Origin of the sequence: Asticcacaulis biprosthecium C19, from assembly GCF_000204015.1 — a bacterium.
In the GTDB taxonomy this organism is placed as follows: Bacteria; Pseudomonadota; Alphaproteobacteria; order Caulobacterales; family Caulobacteraceae; genus Asticcacaulis; species Asticcacaulis biprosthecius.
Genome location: NZ_GL883077.1, coordinates 2,087,237 through 2,106,119, shown reverse-complemented (window position 1 = coordinate 2,106,119; position 18,883 = coordinate 2,087,237). Strand labels below are relative to the sequence as shown.

12 protein-coding genes are annotated in these 18,883 nt (G+C 62.0%); 9 read left to right on the top strand and 3 right to left on the bottom strand.

Annotation, left to right across the window (positions count from 1 at the left end; all coding sequences use genetic code 11):
- Positions 1-116 precede the first annotated feature (116 nt).
- The 5 genes from ABI_RS09735 (at position 117) to ABI_RS09715 (ending at position 7,761) form a co-directional block, all read left to right on the top strand.
- Complete coding sequence (locus ABI_RS09735) at positions 117-1,268, top strand: efflux RND transporter periplasmic adaptor subunit (protein WP_006272763.1); 1,152 nt, start codon at positions 117-119, stop codon at positions 1,266-1,268.
- On the top strand, positions 1,269-4,409 hold the full coding sequence (locus ABI_RS09730; protein ID WP_006272762.1) for an efflux RND transporter permease subunit: 3,141 nt from the start codon (positions 1,269-1,271) through the stop codon (positions 4,407-4,409).
- Between the two features lie 122 nt (positions 4,410-4,531).
- Positions 4,532-5,893, top strand: coding sequence for an efflux transporter outer membrane subunit (locus ABI_RS09725; protein ID WP_040308769.1), 1,362 nt, complete (start codon positions 4,532-4,534; stop codon positions 5,891-5,893).
- A gap of 192 nt (positions 5,894-6,085) precedes the next feature.
- Complete coding sequence (locus ABI_RS09720; protein ID WP_006272760.1) at positions 6,086-7,030, top strand: NAD-dependent epimerase/dehydratase family protein; 945 nt, start codon at positions 6,086-6,088, stop codon at positions 7,028-7,030.
- Positions 7,027-7,761: an MBL fold metallo-hydrolase gene (locus tag ABI_RS09715; RefSeq protein ID WP_006272759.1), complete on the top strand. Its 735-nt coding sequence runs from the start codon at positions 7,027-7,029 to the stop codon at positions 7,759-7,761. The genes ABI_RS09720 and ABI_RS09715 overlap by 4 nt, the downstream gene beginning before the upstream one ends.
- A 185-nt stretch (positions 7,762-7,946) precedes the next feature.
- Here ABI_RS09715 and ABI_RS09710 read toward each other — a convergent pair whose 3' ends face one another.
- Positions 7,947-9,689, bottom strand: a complete 1,743-nt coding sequence (locus ABI_RS09710; protein WP_006272758.1) for a DUF885 domain-containing protein — start codon at positions 9,687-9,689, stop codon at positions 7,947-7,949.
- Between the two features lie 253 nt (positions 9,690-9,942).
- Between ABI_RS09710 and ABI_RS09705 the strand changes: the two genes are divergently transcribed.
- The 4 genes from ABI_RS09705 (at position 9,943) to ABI_RS09690 (ending at position 15,419) form a co-directional block, all read left to right on the top strand.
- Positions 9,943-11,544, top strand: a complete 1,602-nt coding sequence (locus ABI_RS09705; RefSeq protein ID WP_006272757.1) for a sodium:solute symporter family transporter — start codon at positions 9,943-9,945, stop codon at positions 11,542-11,544.
- Positions 11,545-11,664: 120 nt separating this feature from the next.
- Positions 11,665-12,603 carry a glycoside hydrolase family 16 protein gene (locus tag ABI_RS09700; protein WP_006272756.1) on the top strand — a complete coding sequence of 313 codons (939 nt, stop codon included), beginning with the start codon at positions 11,665-11,667 and terminating at the stop codon, positions 12,601-12,603.
- A 175-nt stretch (positions 12,604-12,778) separates the two neighbouring features.
- Complete coding sequence (locus ABI_RS09695; protein ID WP_006272755.1) at positions 12,779-14,341, top strand: tryptophan halogenase family protein; 1,563 nt, start codon at positions 12,779-12,781, stop codon at positions 14,339-14,341.
- 10 nt (positions 14,342-14,351) lie between these two features.
- A complete protein-coding gene (locus tag ABI_RS09690) occupies positions 14,352-15,419 on the top strand; it encodes a LacI family DNA-binding transcriptional regulator (protein ID WP_006272754.1) in 1,068 nt (355 codons plus the stop codon).
- 4 nt (positions 15,420-15,423) lie between these two features.
- Here the strand turns inward: ABI_RS09690 and ABI_RS09685 are convergent, their stop codons facing one another.
- Positions 15,424-16,869, bottom strand: a complete 1,446-nt coding sequence (locus ABI_RS09685) for a methyl-accepting chemotaxis protein (RefSeq protein WP_006272753.1) — start codon at positions 16,867-16,869, stop codon at positions 15,424-15,426.
- Positions 16,870-16,938: 69 nt separating this feature from the next.
- Positions 16,939-18,858, bottom strand: a complete 1,920-nt coding sequence (locus ABI_RS09680) for a PAS domain S-box protein (RefSeq protein WP_006272752.1) — start codon at positions 18,856-18,858, stop codon at positions 16,939-16,941.
- Positions 18,859-18,883: the final 25 nt, after the last annotated feature.

The window sequence follows — 18,883 nt, the reverse complement described above, 5'->3', positions numbered from 1 at the left end:
GCCGGTTTCGGACTCGGTCTTTGCCCTCTAAGGGTTTATTCGCTTGTTTTTGCCGCAAATGCCGCCGGATTTTCCGCACCGCAGCGTTTAGCCCCGAGACCCACCCGAGGCCCCTCATGTTCCCAGCCGTTTCCCGCCTTCTGCCCCTGATCGCCCTGTCCGCCGTATGCCTAAGTGCGTGCGGCAAGAAAGCAGATGATACCAAGGGCGCGCGTGGACCGGCCAATGTCGGCGTCATGGCGGTACAACAACGTCCGATCAGCCTGACCCAGGACCTTGCCGGCAGGACCTCCGCCTGGCTGGTCTCCGAGGTCCGCCCGCAGGTCAGCGGCATCGTCAAGGCGCGTCAGTTCACTGAAGGCGCCCTCGTGTCCGCCGGCCAGTCGCTGTACCTGATCGATCCGGCCAGTTATCAGGCGTCCTACAACTCGGCCCAGGCCAACCTGCAACAGGCCGAAGCCGCGCTCGAATCGGCCCGGACCAGGGCCGGTCGCGCCGGCCAGCTGGTGACCATCAAGGCCATCAGCCAGCAGGAACATGACGACGCGGTCACCGCGCTGAAACAGGCCGAGGCCAGCGTCGCCCAGCAACGCGCTTCGTTGCAATCCGCTGGCATCAATCTGAACTACACCAAGGTCGCCGCCCCCATCTCCGGCCGCATCGGCAAGTCCTCGGTCACGCCGGGCGCCTTGGTCACAGCCAGTCAGGCGACGCCGCTGGCCACTATCCAGGATACGTCGAAGGTCTATGTCGACATCACCCAGTCTTCTGCCGAAGTGCTGAAGCTGAAAAAGGCCATCGCCGGCGGCAAGGTCGGCGCCGTTGATCAGGCCGATGTCCAGCTTCTGCTGGAAGACGGTTCGACCTACTCTATCACCGGCAAGTTGCAGTTCTCAGATGTTTCGGTCAACCCGTCGACCGGCGCCGTTACCCTGCGTGCCGTCTTCGCCAATCCCGACGGCCTGCTGCTGCCCGGCATGTTCGTGCGCGCCCGCCTGGTCACCGGCACCGTCCCCGACGCCGTCCTGATCCCTCAGAACGCCGTGGCGCTGGATCCACGCGGCGGCGCAAGTGTCCTTCTGGCCGGCCCCGACAACAAGGCGAAGAAACAGAACATCACCGTCGCCGAAATGATCGGCAAGGAATGGCGCGTCACCTCGGGTCTCAAACCGGGCGACAAGGTGATCATCGACGGCGCCCTGAACCTGAGGGACGGCGCTCCGATCAAGCCGGCACCTGTGAAAGCCGCCAACGGGACGGAAAAGTAGATGTTGTCGCGTTTCTTCATCGACCGGCCGATCTTCGCTTGGGTCGTCGCCCTTGTGATCATGCTGGCCGGTGCCCTCAGCATTACCCGCCTGCCGGTCGAACAATATCCCGACATCGCCCTGCCCCAGGTGCGGGTCCAGGCCAACTATCCCGGCGCGTCAGCAAAAACCGTCGAGGACTCGGTCACCCAGATCATCGAACAGGGCATGACCGGTCTCGACCGGCTGAAATACATGACAGCCCAGTCGTCAGACAACGGCGGCGCCAATGTCACTCTGGTCTTCGAAGCCGGCACCGATATCGACGTCGCCCAGGTCCAGGTGCAAAACCAGATCCAGTCGGTGATCAACCGCCTCCCCCAGGATGTCCAGGCCCAGGGCGTTAGGGTGAACAAGGCGTCGAACAACATGTTGATGGTGTTTTCGCTTTATTCGTCCGACGGCTCCCTGACCAATGCCGACCTCGGCGATTACCTGGTGTCGAACGTCCAGGACACCCTGGCCCGCGTCGATGGCGTCGGCGAAACCAATGTCTTCGGCTCAGGCTACGCCATGCGCATCTGGCTCGACCCCGACAAACTGGCGAGTTTCAACCTGACCCCGGCCGATGTTATCACAGCCATTCGCGCCCAGAACGCCCAGGTTTCGGCCGGCCAGTTGGCAGCCCAACCCGCCACCGACGACGTCGCGCTCAATGCTACCATCACCTCGCAGTCGCGCCTGACCACGGCCGGCGAGTTCGCCAGCATCATCGTCAAGAGCGACACCACCGGCGCCACCGTCTATCTGCGCGATGTCGCCCGCGTCGAACTGGGCCAGCAGAATTACGAATCCTTCAGCAGCCTCAACGGTAAGCCGGCCACCGGCATCGCCATCAGCCTGGCCACCGGCGCCAACGCGCTAAAGACCGCGGAACTGGTCAAGGCCAAGATGGAGGAGTTGTCCGAAAGCTTCCCGTCCAATATCGAATACGCCATCCCCAACGACTCGACCGACTTCATCAAGCTATCGATCAAGGAGGTCATCAAGACCCTGATCGAGGCCATCGTCCTGGTCTTCGTCGTAATGTACCTGTTCCTGCAAAGCTGGCGCGCCACCCTGATCCCTACCATCGCCGTGCCAATCGTCCTGCTGGGCACTATGGGGATTCTGGCGGCCTTCGGATTTTCCGTCAACCTGCTGACCATGTTCGGCCTGGTTCTGGCCATCGGCCTTCTGGTCGACGATGCCATCGTCGTGGTGGAAAACGTTGAACGGGTCATGCACGAGGAAGGGCTGTCGCCCAAAGAGGCGACGCGCAAGTCCATGGACGAAATCACCGGCGCCTTGGTCGGCATTGGCCTGGTTCTGGCCGCCATGTTTGTGCCCATGGCCTTTTTCGGCGGCACGCAGGGCATCATCTACCGGCAGTTCTCGATCACCATCGTGTCGGCCATGACGCTGTCGGTCGTGGTGGCACTGGTGTTGACGCCACCCTTGTGTGCCACGCTGCTGCGGCCGGTCAATCATGAAAAGCGGCATAAGCGGCTGAACCTGTTCGACCGCTTCTTCAATGGCTTCAATCGCAATTTCGACCGCGCCAGCCGCGGCTATCGCGCAGGCGTCGGCGCCATGATCCACAAACCGATCCGCTATCTGCTGGTCTATGGCGCCGTGATCGTCGCTTGCGGGGTGATGTTCAAAATTCTGCCGACCTCCTTCCTGCCGGAAGAGGATCAGGGCTTCATGCAGACCATCGTCCAGATGCCGCCCGGGACCACCACCAAGGTGACCCAGGGTGTGGTCGACAAGGTGGCTGCCTATCTGATCAAGGATCCGACGGCGCGTTACGTCTTCGCCCGCACCAATGGTCAGAACCAGGGCCAGGTCAATATCCGCATGAAGTCGTTCGAAGAACGGCATGACGAAGACATGCGCGTGCCTGCGGTTATCGAGCGCGCCCGCAAGGAATTTTCCAAACCGGAATACCGCAGCGCGCGCATCATTCCGACCCAGCCACCCGTTGTGCGCAGTTTAGGCGATGCATCCGGCTTCTCCTTCGTGATCAAGGATGTCGGTGGCGTCGGCCCTCAGGCCTTGCTGGAGGCGCGCAACGACTTCATCCGCCGCGCCGGCGAGGACCCGCGCTTCGGCTCGGTGCGATCGGGCGGCCAGGACTTTACCCCCCAGCTCAAGATCGACATCGACAAGACGTCCGCCGGCGCGATGGGGGTCAATGTTTCCGACATCAATGCCATGCTGAGCTCAGCCTGGGGCGGTTCCTATGTCAATGACTTCATCGATCGCGGCCGGGTTAAACGCGTCTATGTCCAGGCTGACAGTCCCTTCCGAATGCGTCCAGACGACCTCAATCGCTGGTATGTCCGCAACCGCGACGGCGCCATGGTAGCCTTCTCCGCCTTCGGATCGTCGCGCTGGACCACCGGCACGCCGCAACTGGAACGCTATCAGGGGGCGCCCTCGACCGGCGTCCAGGGCATGCCGGCCGAAGGCGAATCCTCCGGCGCCGCCATGCAGGCGGTTGAGGAACTGGCGCGCGACCTGCCGCAGGGCACGGCCATCGAATGGACCGGCCTGTCTCTGCAGGAACGCGAATCGGGCGCCCAGGCGCCCGCGCTCTACGCCTTGTCGATCCTGGTGGTGTTTCTGCTGCTGGCGGCGCTGTACGAAAGCTGGACCATTCCGTTCGCCGTCGTCCTGGTCATTCCTTTGAGTATTCTGGGTGCCTTGCTGGCCACCTGGCTGCGCGGACTGGACAACGACATCTTCTTCCAGGTCGGCTTGCTGACCACGATCGGTCTGTCGTCCAAAAACGCCATCCTGATCGTCGAGTATGCCCGGCTGCTGCACCAGGAACGCGGCATGCCCCTGCTGGACGCCACATTGGAAGCCGCCCGTATCCGTTTGAGACCCATACTGATGACCTCGTTTGCTTTTACTTTCGGCGTACTGCCCCTCGCCCTGGCGACGGGGGCGGGCTCGGGCGCCCAACGCGCCATCGGCACGGGTCTGATCGGCGGCGTCCTGACAGCGACCTTCCTGGCCATCTTCTTCGTGCCGTTGTTCTTCATGCTGGTGCAAAAGCTGTTCAAGCACGACAACCTGCCGCAGGATGTCGCCGCCAAGGGGGGCCAAGCGTGAGCAATATACGTTCGTCGATATACCCCTCACCCCAACCCTCTCCCCTTCAAAGGGCAGAGGGAGTTAACAACTTTCCTTCTCCCCACCTGAGGGGAGAAGGTGGCGTAGCGCAGCGAAGCCAGATGAGGGGTCTGGTTCCGCTTGCGCTATTAGCGCCGATTTTGCTGTCCGCCTGCACCCTAGCGCCCAAGTACGAACAGCCAGCCCTTCCCGTGGCCACGCAATGGTCCGCCCCGGCGCCGCAAGCATCAAATACCCAAATCACCTGGCGCCAGCTCTTCCTCGACCCGCAACTGCAACAGACCATCGACCTGGCGCTCAGCAACAATCGCGACCTGCGCATTGCGGCACTAAACGTCCAGCAAGCCCGCGCCGCTTACGGTATCCAGCGCGCCACCCTGCTGCCGGGCATCGACGCTTCCGGGTCCGGCTCGAAATCTCACACCGATGCCGATGGCGACAGCGAATCCTACAGCGCCAACCTGGGTCTGTCGTGGGAACTTGACCTGTTCGGCCGCATCCGCAGCCTGAAAAATGCCGCGCTTGAAGACTTCTTCGCCAGCGAAGCCAACCGCGACGGCGTCGAGATCAGCTTGATCGCCTCGGTGGCGGAGGCCTGGCTGAACCTGGCGGCCGATCAGGATGCCCTGCGCCTGTCCAGGGAAACCTTTGCCTCGCGCCAGGAAGCCTACCGGATTGCCGAGGGCCGCGCCCGCATCGGGGTCATTGGCGATCTGGAACTCAGTCAGCAGACAACCCTGCTGGAACAGTCCCGCGCTGACGTCGCTGCGCTGGAAACCGCCGTCGACCAGGACAGGTCGGCGCTGACCCTGCTGGTGGGGACAACGCTTCCCAAAAACCTGGTGCCCCAGGGCATGCCCGACAAGGCCGTGGCCGATATCCCGGTCGGCCTGCCGTCCGAGGTCCTGCTGATACGGCCCGATGTCCTCGTGGCCGAACACAACCTGAAAGCCGCCAATGCCGACATCGGCGCCGCCCGCGCCGCCATGTTCCCGTCCATCTCCCTGACCGGTTCAACCGGTTTCGCCAGCAACGCACTGGGATCGCTTTTCGACTCCGGCAACGGCAAATGGTCCTATGGCGCCGGTGTCAACCTGCCGATCTTCGCCGGTGGTGGTCCGATCAATGCCCTGCGCGGCGCCAAGGCACGGCAGGAGATCGCCGTCGCACAGTACGAACGCGCCATCCAATCAGCCTTCAACGACGTCAATCAGGCTCTGGCGGTACGCGCGCGCATCGACGAACGTCTGGACGCGCAAGGGGCGGCGACAAGCGCAGCTCAGCGCAGCTTCGACCTGTCGCAAGCCCGCTATACGGCCGGCAGCGACGGCTATCTGACCCTGCTCGACGCCCAACGCACCCTTTATGGCTCGCAGCAGAGCCTGATCAACCTGCGCTATCTGCGCGCTGCCAACCTGGTGGCGCTCTATCGCGCCATCGGTAATGACGCGTCGCTGAAATAACCCTGGTTCCCGTTATCTGCCTTCAAAAAGTCTGATCGGCTGTGGTATGCAGAGTCCAACCGGGGCTGGTCAGGACTTTCGCCGCGCAGATATCTGCCGGCGCGCGTGGTGAGCGTGCCGGCCTTGCGCCGCTTTCAAGGGTTGGACCATGCCTGCCGCACCTGTCCTCGTCACGCATATGTCCGTGCTGTCGTGAGAATCGTCGTCACCGGCGCAACCGGTTTCCTGGGCGGGCATCTCTGTCGCCATCTCCATCGCCTGGGTCACGAGGTCATCGGGCTCGGCCGCGACGCCACCAAGGGTGCCGCGCTCAAGATTGACGGTATCGGCTTTCACGCGCTGGATCTGGCACTGCCCGATGCCGACCTGGCCTTGCCACCGGTGGATGCCTTTATCCATGCCGCCGCCCTGTCGTCCAACTGGGGACCGCGCAAAGCGTTTCACGCCGCCAATGTCGTCGGCACTCGGAACGCCCTGTCCCTGTCTGACCGGCTGAGCGCTGGCAGGTTCGTCTTTATCAGTTCGCCATCAGTTTATTTCCGCTTCCGGGACCAGTTGGACCAGGCGGAAAGCGATACCCTGCCCCCGCCGGTCAATGCCTATGCCGAGTCCAAACAACAGGCAGAGGCGCTGGTTCGGGCCCACACCAATGCCATCATCGTTCGACCGCGTGGCCTGTATGGTCCGGGCGACACCACCCTGCTGCCACGCCTGATACGCGCGGCGAAGGAGGGAGCCCTGCCCCTGCTGCGCCATGGCGATGCCGTCACCGACCTGACCCATGTCGACGATGTCGTCGGCGGTGTTACCTGCGCCCTGATAAGCCGCGCCACAGGCACCTACAACATCTCGGGCGGCGCGCCCCAGACCATAAAATCCATCATTGAACAGGCATGTGCTCATGCCGGAATTGCGCCGCGCTTTACCGATATTCCGGTCGGTCTGGCCCTGTTCGCCGCCCGCACGGCGGAACTGCTGGCGCGATTGACCCCCGGCCAGCCGGAGCCCATTTTCACGGCTTACAGCGTCGGAGTCATGGCCTACAGCCAGACCCTGGACCTGACGGCCGCCTGGCGTGACCTGGGCTACGTGCCACAGATTACGTTCGCCGATGGCCTGCGGAGGACCTTTGCATGAGGCCTGTCTTTGCCAACAGCGCCACGGTCACGGTTCCGGAATGGCTGGTCCTGAAAGACGGCCGCCGCGACAAGGTCACCCTTGGCGTCCGCTTCGGCGTCTGGGTTCACCCGAAACATGGCCCCGTGTTGATCGATACCGGATATGGCCCGGAAGTTATCTCCGGTCGCCGCAGCCTTCCCCTCACCCTCTATGCTGCCGCCATACGGCCGAAACTGACCGACCTGCCGGAAACCATCCTGGCGCGGATGGGTTACGGCCCCGACGATGTCTACGCCATCTTTATCACCCACTTCCATGCCGACCATATCGGCGGCCTGAAGCGATTCCCGAAAGCGCGGTTCCTGGCCGCCGGTTGGCCGGAACTAAAGGCGCAATCGACCTGGCAGCAGGTCCGCCACGGCATCTTTACCGAACTGCTGCCGGCCGACTTCACCCAGCGGCTGACGCCTCTGGAAGTCATGGACAAAGACATTTTTGGTGACGGATCCCTTATTGCGCTTGACCTGCCGGGTCACGCCATTGGCCATACCGGCCTGATCTGGCCCGAGCACAAACTGGTCTATGCAGCTGACGCTCAATGGTTGACAAAGGCAGTTACGGAGGACCGTGCCCCCTCCGGCCCCGCCCGACTGATCTACCATAACGAGGCGGCCATGCGGGAATCCATGGTCAAGCTGCGCGAATTGGGCGACCACGAGATCGTCTTTTGCCATGACCCAATAGACTGACAATCAAAGCTGAGGCGAAGGATGAGGTTGCGCGCCGCGGCCCACCCGAATCAACTTATGAATCGATCGTGACAACAGTTTGAATTAACAGCACAATACATTCCCGATCGATTGCGGAACACCATCATAAAATTTACTTGTCGGTCAACCGCAACACATCCGGCCAAGCGCTCGGTTTGACTCAGCTATTCCTCATCCGGATAAGGCCCGACACCACCGTTGGCGATAAACCGGTCGATATGGGCGCTCATCACTGGCAGGGGCACACTACCCAGTTCCAGCACCGAGTCGTGAAAGGCGCGGATATTGAACCGGTCGCCCAGAGCGGCCTCCGCCTTATGCCGCGCCTCCCAGATTGCCATCTGCCCCAGATAGTAGCTCAGAGCCTGGCCGGGCCAGGAAATGTAGCGGTCAATCTCGGTTGTCACCTCATGTTCCGATAACGCCGTATTGTCGCGCAGGAAGGCCTGGGCCTGTTCCCGCGTCCAACCCTTGGCGTGAATGCCCGTGTCAACCACCAACCGTGACGCCCGCCACATCTGGTAGCTCAGCATGCCGAAACGGTCATAGGGCGTCTCATACACCCCCATTTCGACGCCCAAGCGCTCGGTGTACAGCGCCCAACCCTCGCCGTAGGCCGAGATATAGGTCTTCTGGCGAAACGCGGGCAGCGCCTTGTTCTCCAGCGCGAGCGGCATCTGGAAGGCATGACCGGGCGCGCTTTCGTGCAGGGTCAGGGCGGTCAGTTGAAACAGCGGTCGTGATTTGAGATCATAGGTATTGACGAGATACACGCCCGGCCCGCCCCGACCGGTCGTATAATACGGCGCGATATCCGGCGGCACCGGGATGATCCCAAACCTCTGACGCGGCAAACGGCCGATCCAGTCGCCGATCTTGCCGTCGACCGTCTTGGAAATCCACGCTGCCCGATCCAGCAAGGCCTGCGGCGTCTGGGCATAGAATTTCAGATCGGTGCGCAGCCAGGTCAGAAAGGCCGGCAAATCGCCCTGAAAACCGACCTCTTTCATAATGTCCAGCATTTCGGCGCGTATCTTCGCGACCTCTTGCAAACCCGTCTCATGGATCTGGTCCGGCGTCAGGTTCAGGGTCGTGTATTCGCGGATCTTCGCCTGATAATAGGCCTTGCCGTCTGGCAGTTCGCTGGCGCCCAGACTGGTCCGCGCCTTGGGGACATAGTCGTTCTGCAGAAAGGCCAGCAACTTGCGGTGGGCGGGGATAACCGCGTCGTTGATGACCTTTACCCCCTCCGCCCGCAAGTGTGCCTGCAAGGCCGGCGCCATATGAGCCGGCATGGTGACGAACGGCTTGTAGAAGGCGCTGTCCTCCGGCCGCGCATCGATCACCGACGCGACGGACTGATCACGGCCGGTCAAGGTCACCTTCGGCGGCGTAAACCCGCGCCTCAACCCCGCCTTCATATTGGCGGTCGCCTGGTCGAAATAGCGCGGCACCTCCGACAACAGGCTGATATAATTTCGGTAATCCTGCTCGGTTCGGAAATCCAGATCGGCCGAATAGACCAGATCGCTCCAGAAGGCGCTGTCGGAATTGACCGGCATCTCGTAGTCGCGGAAGGCCTGACCGTCGACCAGAGCATCTATCTGAGCCTTGTAGACGGCATAGTTGACTTGGTTTTCCGCCGTCAGCGTCGCCGGGGCGATCGCCGCGACCTGAGCCTGAATGGCCTGCCAGTAGATCAACCGCTCGTTTTGCGCCCTGGCGCTGATATCGGGCAGGTGCGCCGGCACCTCAGTGGTGACGGAATCTTCGCTGCTGGCCAGCAGGCTCTGGCGCCACGACCACTCCTCGCTGAACAGTTTGGTAAAGCGATCATCGGCCTCGGCGGCCCACACCGGTACCGCCAGAACCAGCCACATCGCCGTGGCGCACAGAATCGGTTTCATTGCCCATCTCCACAGCTTCACCTGAGACTAGCAGGTGCGGAAAGCGCTTTCAAATTTCCGAATCTATGCTGTAGTTCGCCAAAATCATAAAAGACTGTTCGGAAAGCCGTCCGGCTGAGCCGAAAAGGGCTGGTTTCGAGAACCGGAGCGGAGCGTACTTAAGTATGTGAGCACCGGAAGCACAGAAAACGGCACTTTGCAGGCCAGCCCGACGGAGTTTCCAAACGGTCTTAACACGACCAGGGATGACCATATGCCGGCGCGGACCTTGAGCCTGCTCGACCTCGCCATCTTCGGCCTCTATATTGGCGGCCTGATCATCTACGGCGTGATCGATCGCCACCGTTCGCTGAAGGCCCGCGACCATTTTCTGGGCGGCCAGTCCGCCACCTGGCCCAAGGTCGGCCTGTCCCTCTACGCCTCGACCATCTCGGCCACCACCCTGGTCGGCCTGACCGGCACGGCCTATGCCCATGGCATCAGCGTCTTCAACTACGAATGGATGGCGGCAGTGGTCCTGACCATCTTTTGCGCCTTCGTTCTGCCGACCTACATCAAGTCGCAGGTCTTCACCGTCCCCGAATTCCTCGAGATGCGCTACGGCAAGTTCGTGCGCACCTATGTCTCGGCGCTGGCCTGTCTGCTGGGTATTTTCCTCGACGCTGCTGGAGGGTTGTTCGCCGGCGCCATCCTGTTCCAGATCATGGTGCCCGACTGGCCCCTGTGGCAGGTGTGCGGACTGCTGGCCCTCCTGGCCGGCGGCTTCCTGATCGCCGGCGGGCTGCGCACGGTCATGAGTTTCGAGTCGGTGCAGGGCTTGGTCATGGTGTTCACGGTGGCGGCGCTCGCCTGGTTCACCTTCTCGGCGGTCGGCGGCTCGCCGCTCGCCGGCTGGAACGCCATGATGACGCAGGTGCCGCCTGAAAAACTCTCACTGGTCCGGCCGCTAGATGATCCAACCGTGCCCTGGTCCGGTCTTCTCACTGGCATCCCGCTGATCGGTTTCTACTTCTGGTGCACCTCACAGATGATGGTCCAGCGCGTCCTGGCGGCCCGGTCGCTGGACGACGGCCGGCTGGGCTCGCTGCTGGGGGCAGCGCTGAAGCTGACCAGCCTGTTTCTGGTCTGTCTGCCGGGCGCCGCCATGCTGCTTCTGGCGCCAGGCCTGCCGCAATCGGACCAGGTTTTCTCACACATCGTTTTCGACGTCCTGCCCGAAGGCCTGCGCGGTTTGATTATTGCGGCCTGCCTGATCTCGATCGTCTCGGGCCTGGCCGGCATCTACAACTCGACCTCAACCCTGATCACCATGGACTTCGTGCGCCGCTTCAAGCCGAGCCTGACCGAACAGGACCTGGTCCGTACCGGCCAGATCGTCACGGCCGTGATCATGGCGCTGTCCATCGCCTGGGCGCCGCAGATCGTATTGTTCAAGGACACCCTATGGCAGTACCTGCAGTCCCTGCTGTGCTATTTCGTGCCGCCGATCGCGGCCGTCTTCATCGCCGGTCTGTTCCTGAAGCGCGTCAACAATCGCGGCGCCGGCGCCGGCCTGATTGCAGGTACCACGGCCAGTCTGGTGATGTTCATCGACTCCGTGGCCTTCCACCTGATCCCGATCCACTATCTCGACGCCGCCATGGTCATTTTCCTGGTAGCCTTTGCCGCGATACTGATTGGCAGCCGGCTTGCGCCGGCGCCCGACCCTGTAAAGGTCGGTCCGCTGATGTTCTCCAAAGCTGTCTGGCAGGCCGAAACCGAGCACCTCAAGACGGTCGTCTGGTACAAGAACTACCGCTATCTCTCGATCGCCCTGCTCAGTGTGACGGCGGCGATCGTCATCTGGTTCCACTGACTCTCCCGCCACGATTTTTCCGTAGCCAAACCGTCACAAACCACATAGTGTCGCCGCAACGACCGGAAACCGGCGTCTTGCGAAACAAAAAACCGACCCTTTTTTGCCGGAGCGAGACCCGTGAACACTACCGCCTTCCCGAAAATTCTGTCTGCCGTCGCCGTCGTAACTCTAGCAAGCCTGGCCGCCTGCGGCGGTGGAGGCGGTGGCAGCTCCGGTGGCGGAGGTGGCGGCGGATCGTCGTCCTCATCCTCCTCCAGCAGCACCGCGTCCGGTCCGGGCATCACCGCGATCGACGAAGCGGGCGGCCTGCCCGTGGGCTACAACCTGGCCTGGGCCGACGAATTCAGCACCGACGGCCTGCCCGATCCGACACTGTGGGGCTACGACACCTTCCGCAACTCGGCCGGCTGGTACAATAACGAAAAACAGTACTATTCTGCCAGCCGGTTGGAAAACGCCCGCGTCGAAGGCGGCAAGCTGCTGATTGAGGCGCGCAAAGAAGCCCTGACCACCATGCCGGACTACGGCGGTCAGCAGTACAGTTCCGCCCGCGTTGTTTCGAAAAAGACCTACACCTATGGTTATGTCGAGGTCCGCGCCTTGGTACCGTGCGCCCGCGGCGGCTGGCCGGCCATCTGGCAACTGCCGGCGGCGCCCTACACCAACTGGCCCGATGACGGTGAAATCGACATCATGGAATATGTCGGCTGGAACCCGGGCAAGGTCTATCAGAGTGTCCACACCAAGGCCTATTACCACGTCCTCAACAACCAGAAGAGCGTCATCTCCAATGTCGCTGACGCCTGCTCTGCCTGGCATACCTATCAGCTGACCTGGACCGCCGACCGTGTCCTGTTGGGCTTCGACGGCCGCAACTATTTCAGCTACCGCAACGACGGCACCAGCAACTACAACGAATGGCCCTTCTTCCGGCCGCAGTTCCTGCTCCTGAACGTCGCCGTGGGCGGCGATTTCGGCGGCGTCAGCGGCGTCGATGATGCCGCCTTCCCCTATGCCATGCAGATAGACTATGTCCGGGTCTATCAAAAGCCCTGACAAGTGATCTGACAACAGGACATGAAGCGCGAGACCGCTGTTAAAAAACTGTATATATTCAGTATTGTATTAAGATTGTCTCGCGCCAATTCTTGTCTTGCCACGACTTGCCCTGCTGTCTTGAGCGTGTTAGGGTGTGTGATAACGGTAACATAAAAGACCGATGCCACACCCTATGACCTCAGCGCGCAAAGTCCTGATTGCAGGCGGCGGCACCGCCGGCTGGCTGACGGCCGCCTATTTGGCGCGTGTCCTGGGTCATGGCAAACTGACCTGCCCGCAGATCACCCTGATTGAGTCGCCGGACATCGGCACCATCGGCGTCGGCGAAGGCAGTTTCGCCACCATCCGCACCACCTTGCAGACCTTGGGGCTGGATGAAGAAACCTTCCTGCGCGAAGCCACGGCGACCTTCAAGCAGGGCATTCGTTTCGCCGACTGGGAAAAGAAAGACAGCTGGTACTTCCACCCTTTCGATCCGCCCTATCCGGTCGAAGGCGCGGGCCTCCTGCCCTACTGGCTGCTCCAGGACGAGGCTGCGCGCCTGCCTTTCGCTCAGGCCGTGGCGCTACAGAAAAAGGTCGCGGAGACCCAGCGCGCCCCCAAACGCCTGTTTGAGAACCGCTTTGGCGGCGCACTGAACTACGCCTATCATTTCGACGCCGGCAAGTTCGCCAAGCTGCTGTCACGCCACGCCGTGTCGATGGGCGTAACCCACTTGCAGGGCCGCATCAATGATGTGAAACTGGCGCAAGACGGCAGCATCGCGGGCGTTGTCACGGCTGACCATGGCGAACTCAACGCCGATCTCTATATCGACTGCACCGGGTTTGCCGCCGTTCTGATCGGCAAGGCCCTGGGGTCTCCGTACAAGTCGGTGCGCAAACACCTGCTGACCGACCGCGCCATCGCCTGCCAGGTGCCCTACCCCAGGCCGGATGCGCCAATCGAAAGCTACACCGTCTCGACCGGCCACGAAGCCGGCTGGACGTGGGACATCGGGCTCGATGTCCGCCGCGGCGTCGGCTATGTCTACAGCTCCGACCATTCCAGCGACGAACGCGCCGAAGAGGTTCTGCGCACCTATGTTGGTCCGACCGCGACAGACTTCTCGACTCGGGTGATCAAATTCGACACGGGCTACCGCGAACAGCAGTGGATCAAGAACTGCGTCGCCATCGGCCTGTCGGGCGGTTTTTTTGAGCCGCTGGAAGCCACCGGCATCATGCTGATCGAAGTCGCCATCGGCATGTTGACGGAGTACTTCCCGCACGCCGGTCCGATCGATGCCAATGCCGCCGTCTTCAACCGGCTGATGACGCTGCGCAACGAAAAGCTCGTCAATTTTCTGAAGCTTCACTACTGCGTCAGCAAGCGGCACGAGCCGTTCTGGCGTGAGAACTGCGACCCGGCAACGATTCCCGAAGAGTTGAACGAACTTCTGGATATGTGGAAATATCGTATGCCGTCGCGTTTCGACGTGCTGGACGACATCGATACCTTCGCCTTCTTCAACTACCAGTACATCCTGTACGGCATGGGGTTCTCGACGGATCTGTCGGCCCAGCGCGACAGCCACCCCAAGGTCGCAGAGGCGAAGGCCATCTTCGACAAGATCGCTTTGATCGGTGATCAGGCGGCGCGCGACCTGCCGACGCACCGTGCCCTGATCGACCAGGTTTACAGCTACGGCTATGCCGAACCACCCGCCCAACGTTTCATGTCCGTCAAACGCTAAGAGAAGACTTTTGGACCGCAGACCCACCATCATCGACGTCGCCGAAAAAGCCGGGGTCTCCATCAAGACCGTATCGCGCGTCATCAATAACGAAAAGCACGTCTCGGCCGACATGCGTGGCCGTGTCCGCCGCGCCATCGCTGATCTGAGTTTCGAAGCCAATACTTCGGCACGGGGGATGCGCGCCCTCAATCCGGAACGGTCGTACGTCGTCGGGCAGTTGTACGGCGACCCCGGCGGCGCCTACACGTCCGACATCCAGTTGGGCCTGTTGTCGCGTTGCCGTTATTTCGGTTATCACCTGGTCATCGAGGAGCTGGACTACCAAAGCCCCGACGTCGAACGCCGTGCCCGCGACCTGGTCCGCCGGCTCAAGCTGGATGGCGCCGTCCTGACCGCGCCTCTGACGGATAACGATATCGTCCTGGGCGTGCTGGAAGAAGCCGGTATCCCCTATGTCCGCGTCACGCCCTATCACGAATCGCGCACCGTCCCGTCCGTGCGCATCGACGAGAAGCGCGCTGCTTATCAACTGACCCAACACCTGATCAGCTTCGGTCATCGCCGCATCGGCTTTATCCGCGGCCTGCCGAACCATGCCGCCAGCCAATTGCGCTATGCCGGCTTCGAGCAGGCGCTGGAAGAGGCCGGGGTTGAGGTCGATCCGACCCTGGTCGAAAATGGCGACTTCCGCTATTTTGCCGCCATTCCCTGCGCCCACCGTCTGCTGAACCGGCCGGACCGGCCGACGGCTGTGTTTGCCTCCAATGACGAGATGGCGGCGGCGGTGATCAAGGTGGCACATGAGTTGAACCTCACCCTGCCGGAAGACCTCAGTGTCGTCGGTTTCGACGATATCCCGACGGCCGAGATGCTGTGGCCGTCATTGACCACTGTGCGCCAGCCCGTGGCGCGTTTGGGCGCTGCGGCGGGGGATCTGCTGTTTACGCGCCTGTCGGGCAACGGCGAATGGCCGCATCCGGCGCCGCATCAGATCCTTCAGCATGACATCGTCCTGCGCTCATCGACGGCGCCGCTAAAGGATCTTAAAAACGCGTATGGGACGGGCGGACGGTAGGCGCTCAGGCCAAAACGCCAATCCGGAAACCACCCCAATGTCGGCCGTGGACGCGGATCGGCGCCGAAATGTCTTTCATCATCACGAACGTCCCGCCGCCCATGGCGCGGCGATAGGCCTGGACCAGAGGTTCGCCGCCGTTGCTGCCGGCGCGCAAGCCCACCCGGTCGTTGAACAGGCGGCGGTTGCGACAGTTGGCCGTGTTCCATTCGCTCTCGCCCGGTCGCTGAACGTGCGAGAACTTGCGGTTATGGGTGGCTAAGAAGCCCTTGCGGTCGACCGCGGCGCAGAAGGCAATGCGGTTGTCCGACGCCAGTATGGCTTCCTGGATGTCCGGCAACAGCCGGTCGGTCAGGCCGACAAACCGCGTCATGAACTGTTGGGGATCGCTGCCCGCAATCGGCGTATAGGTCTCGTCGAACAGGTCAGCCAGGGAGATCGCGCCTTCGGCCACCGCTTTTTCGAACAGGCCGCCGATACGCCCGGCGGCATCTTCCGCGGAGGCCAGAAAAGGACTGTCGCCGTTGCGGACACCCGCGGCATTGGTCGCCTGCATGATCTGTTCGCCGCTCATGGCGACACCAACCAGCCGCTTGCCGCCGTCCAGCAGCAGGCCGTCCAGCGCCTTCACATCACCGGCCAGGTGGGTCAGGCCGCTGCGCAGGTCTTCTGAGCGGGCATGTATCGCCTGGGCGCCCTCCGTGACGGTATGGACCGTGCCGCGGACTCTTTCGAAGGCCTCACCCAGGGAGGCCAGCGAGGCCGACCGGTCACCGCTGCCGGACTCGTTGCTTCTTTGGCTGCCGCCCTGGCCAGACATGCGCCGCGCAATGGCCAGGGTTTCGGCACTGCTTTCGGTCAGGCTGCGTATCTCCGCCGTCAGGTGCGACAGGGTCTTCTGGATGCGCTGAGAGGCTTCGCGAGTCTGGTTGGACAGCGCCTTGACTTCTTGTGCCACCACAGCAAAGCCGCGACCGGCGTCCCCTGCCCGCGCCGCTTCGATGGTGGCGTTCAGCGCCAGAAGGTTGGTGTTGGCGGCGATAGTTTCGATCGACTTGGCGATGGCGCCGACGGAATCGATCGACTGCGACAGGGCGCTAATGCGTGTGGCGGCGCTATCGGCGCTGGTCACCCAGGCTTCCATGGCGTGAGTGGTGTCGTGGACGCGGCGGCGGCTCTCCTCGGCCGACTGATCGATGACGTCCTCGGCCGCGCGTGCCGCCGCCATGATCTGGGCGTTCTGGTCTGAGACGATCGCCGCCGCCCCGGCCAGGCGAGTCAAGGCTTCGGTCTGGACACTATGACGGGCGATGACGTCGTCGACAGCGCCCGAGACCGAGACCAGTTCCAGGCCCAGCGTTCCGGCAATCGCGGAAATGCGGGCAACAATTTCGGCAGGGTCGGGCCGGCATGTTTCGGGCGTGTCGATCCGCAGCGCAGGCTCGCTCATCTGTCTCCCCATGGTCTGTTTTGGCCAGACTGCTGGGACGGCCTTAATATCGCGTAAAGGATTGCGGATTCACGCCCGTGCCAGTTGCCCTTCACGGCCGGTGTAGCGCGCCAGGATATCGCGCAACAAACCAGGATCGAAGGGCTTTGGAATGAAGTCGTTCATCCCGGCCTCAATGCACAGGTTCTTGTCTTTATCCAGCACATGGGCCGTCATAGCCACGATCGGGGTCGGCTGCATCTGTTGCTCGGCCTCGTAGTCGCGGATCAGCCGCGTACTTTCGAAACCATCCATGCCCGGCATCTGGATGTCCATCAGGATGACGTCGAACGTCCCGCGCTCGGCCTTGCGCAGCGCCTCCATGCCGTTCTGGGCGACATCGAAACTGTAGCCGAGGTGCTCGATCATGGTTGTCGCCACCAGGGTGTTGGGCTCGTAATCCTCGACCACCAGCACATTGCGGTGCTGGCGCTCCGGGGCCTCGCTGCGCGGAGTCAGCAGGTTTTGCCGCGAGGCATTCTTAAAGGTCAGTTCCACCGTAAAGGTCGAGCCGATCCCCGGCCGGCTGACCACAGAAATAGATCCGTTCATGGCCCGCGCCAGCGCCCGGCAGATCGACAGTCCCAGCCCCGACCCGCCATATTTCCGCGTCATCGAGGCGTCGGCCTGGGTGAACGTGTCGAAGATCATCTCCGCCTTGTCGGCCGCAATTCCGATGCCGGTATCGGTCACGTCGAAGGCGAGCACGGTATCGTTCAAGCGTTCGGCCTTAATACGAACGGCCACATCGATCTGGCCCTCGTCGGTAAACTTGACGGCATTGGCCAGCAGGTTGGTCAGTATCTGCTGCAGCCGCGCCGGATCGCCCAGATAACGGTCCTTGATGTTGCGGTCATAGGTCACCCGAATTGGCAAATCCTTTTCCTGGGCCTTGAGCTGTATCATGATCATGGAGTTTTCGACGACGTCGGCCGGATTGAATTCGAGCACTTCAAGCTCAAGGGCATCGGATTCCAGGCGGGAAAAATCGAGCAGGTTGTTGATCAGCCCCAGCAGGTTGTCGCCGCTTTGCTTGAGCATGGCGACACACTGCTGTTCCTTGGGGTTCAGGTTTTCCGACATGCCCAGGATATGGGCCAGGCCGATGACGGCGTTCATCGGCGTGCGCAGTTCATGCGACATATTGGCCAGAAACTCATCCTTGCGGCGGTTGCTTTCGCGCAGGGCGCGCTCGGTCTGCTTGGCTTCGGCGATGGGACGGGCCACCTTGGTGGCGCCCATCACCCGGCCCCGGCCGTCCAGCAAAGGCGATACTGTCACAGCCAGTTCGACAAAACTTCCGTCCTTATGGCGGCGCAGGGTTTCGAAATGGTCGACCTTCTGGCCGGCCCCGATCTTGCCCAAGATGGTATATTCTTCGTCGATCCGGTCGGGCGGGATGATCAGGCCGATATGCTGGCCGATCGCCTCATCCGGCGTGTAGCCAAAGATACGCACAGCCGAAGGGTTCCATGATGTGATCACCCCGTCCAGCGTCTTGGAAACGATGGCGTCGTCCGACGCATCGACGATCGCGTTCAGGGACGCGGCCAGGCGTTCGGCCCGCTTGGCGATGGAAATGTCGCGCGCGATCTTGGAGACCCCAACGATGCGGCCCTTCGCGTCCTTGATTGGCGATACGGTCAGCGAGATGTCGATCGTGCGGCCGTTTTGTCCCTGGCGGACGGTCTCGAAATGTTCAAGCCTTTGCCCTTCCTTGACCTTGCCGATGATGACGAATTCCTCGTCCAGGCGGTCCTTTGGGATGATGAGGCTAATGTGCTGGCCGATGGCCTCTTCTGGCGTGTAGCCGAACAGGCGGGTGGCGGACGCGTTCCAAGCGGTGACAATCCCGTCCAGGGTCTTGCCGATGATGGCGTCGTCCGACGACTCGACAATGGCAGCCAGGTAGCCGTCCAATGCACCGTCGTCATCATCCTTGGTGGTCATGACTATCATTTCCCGCGCCGTAACC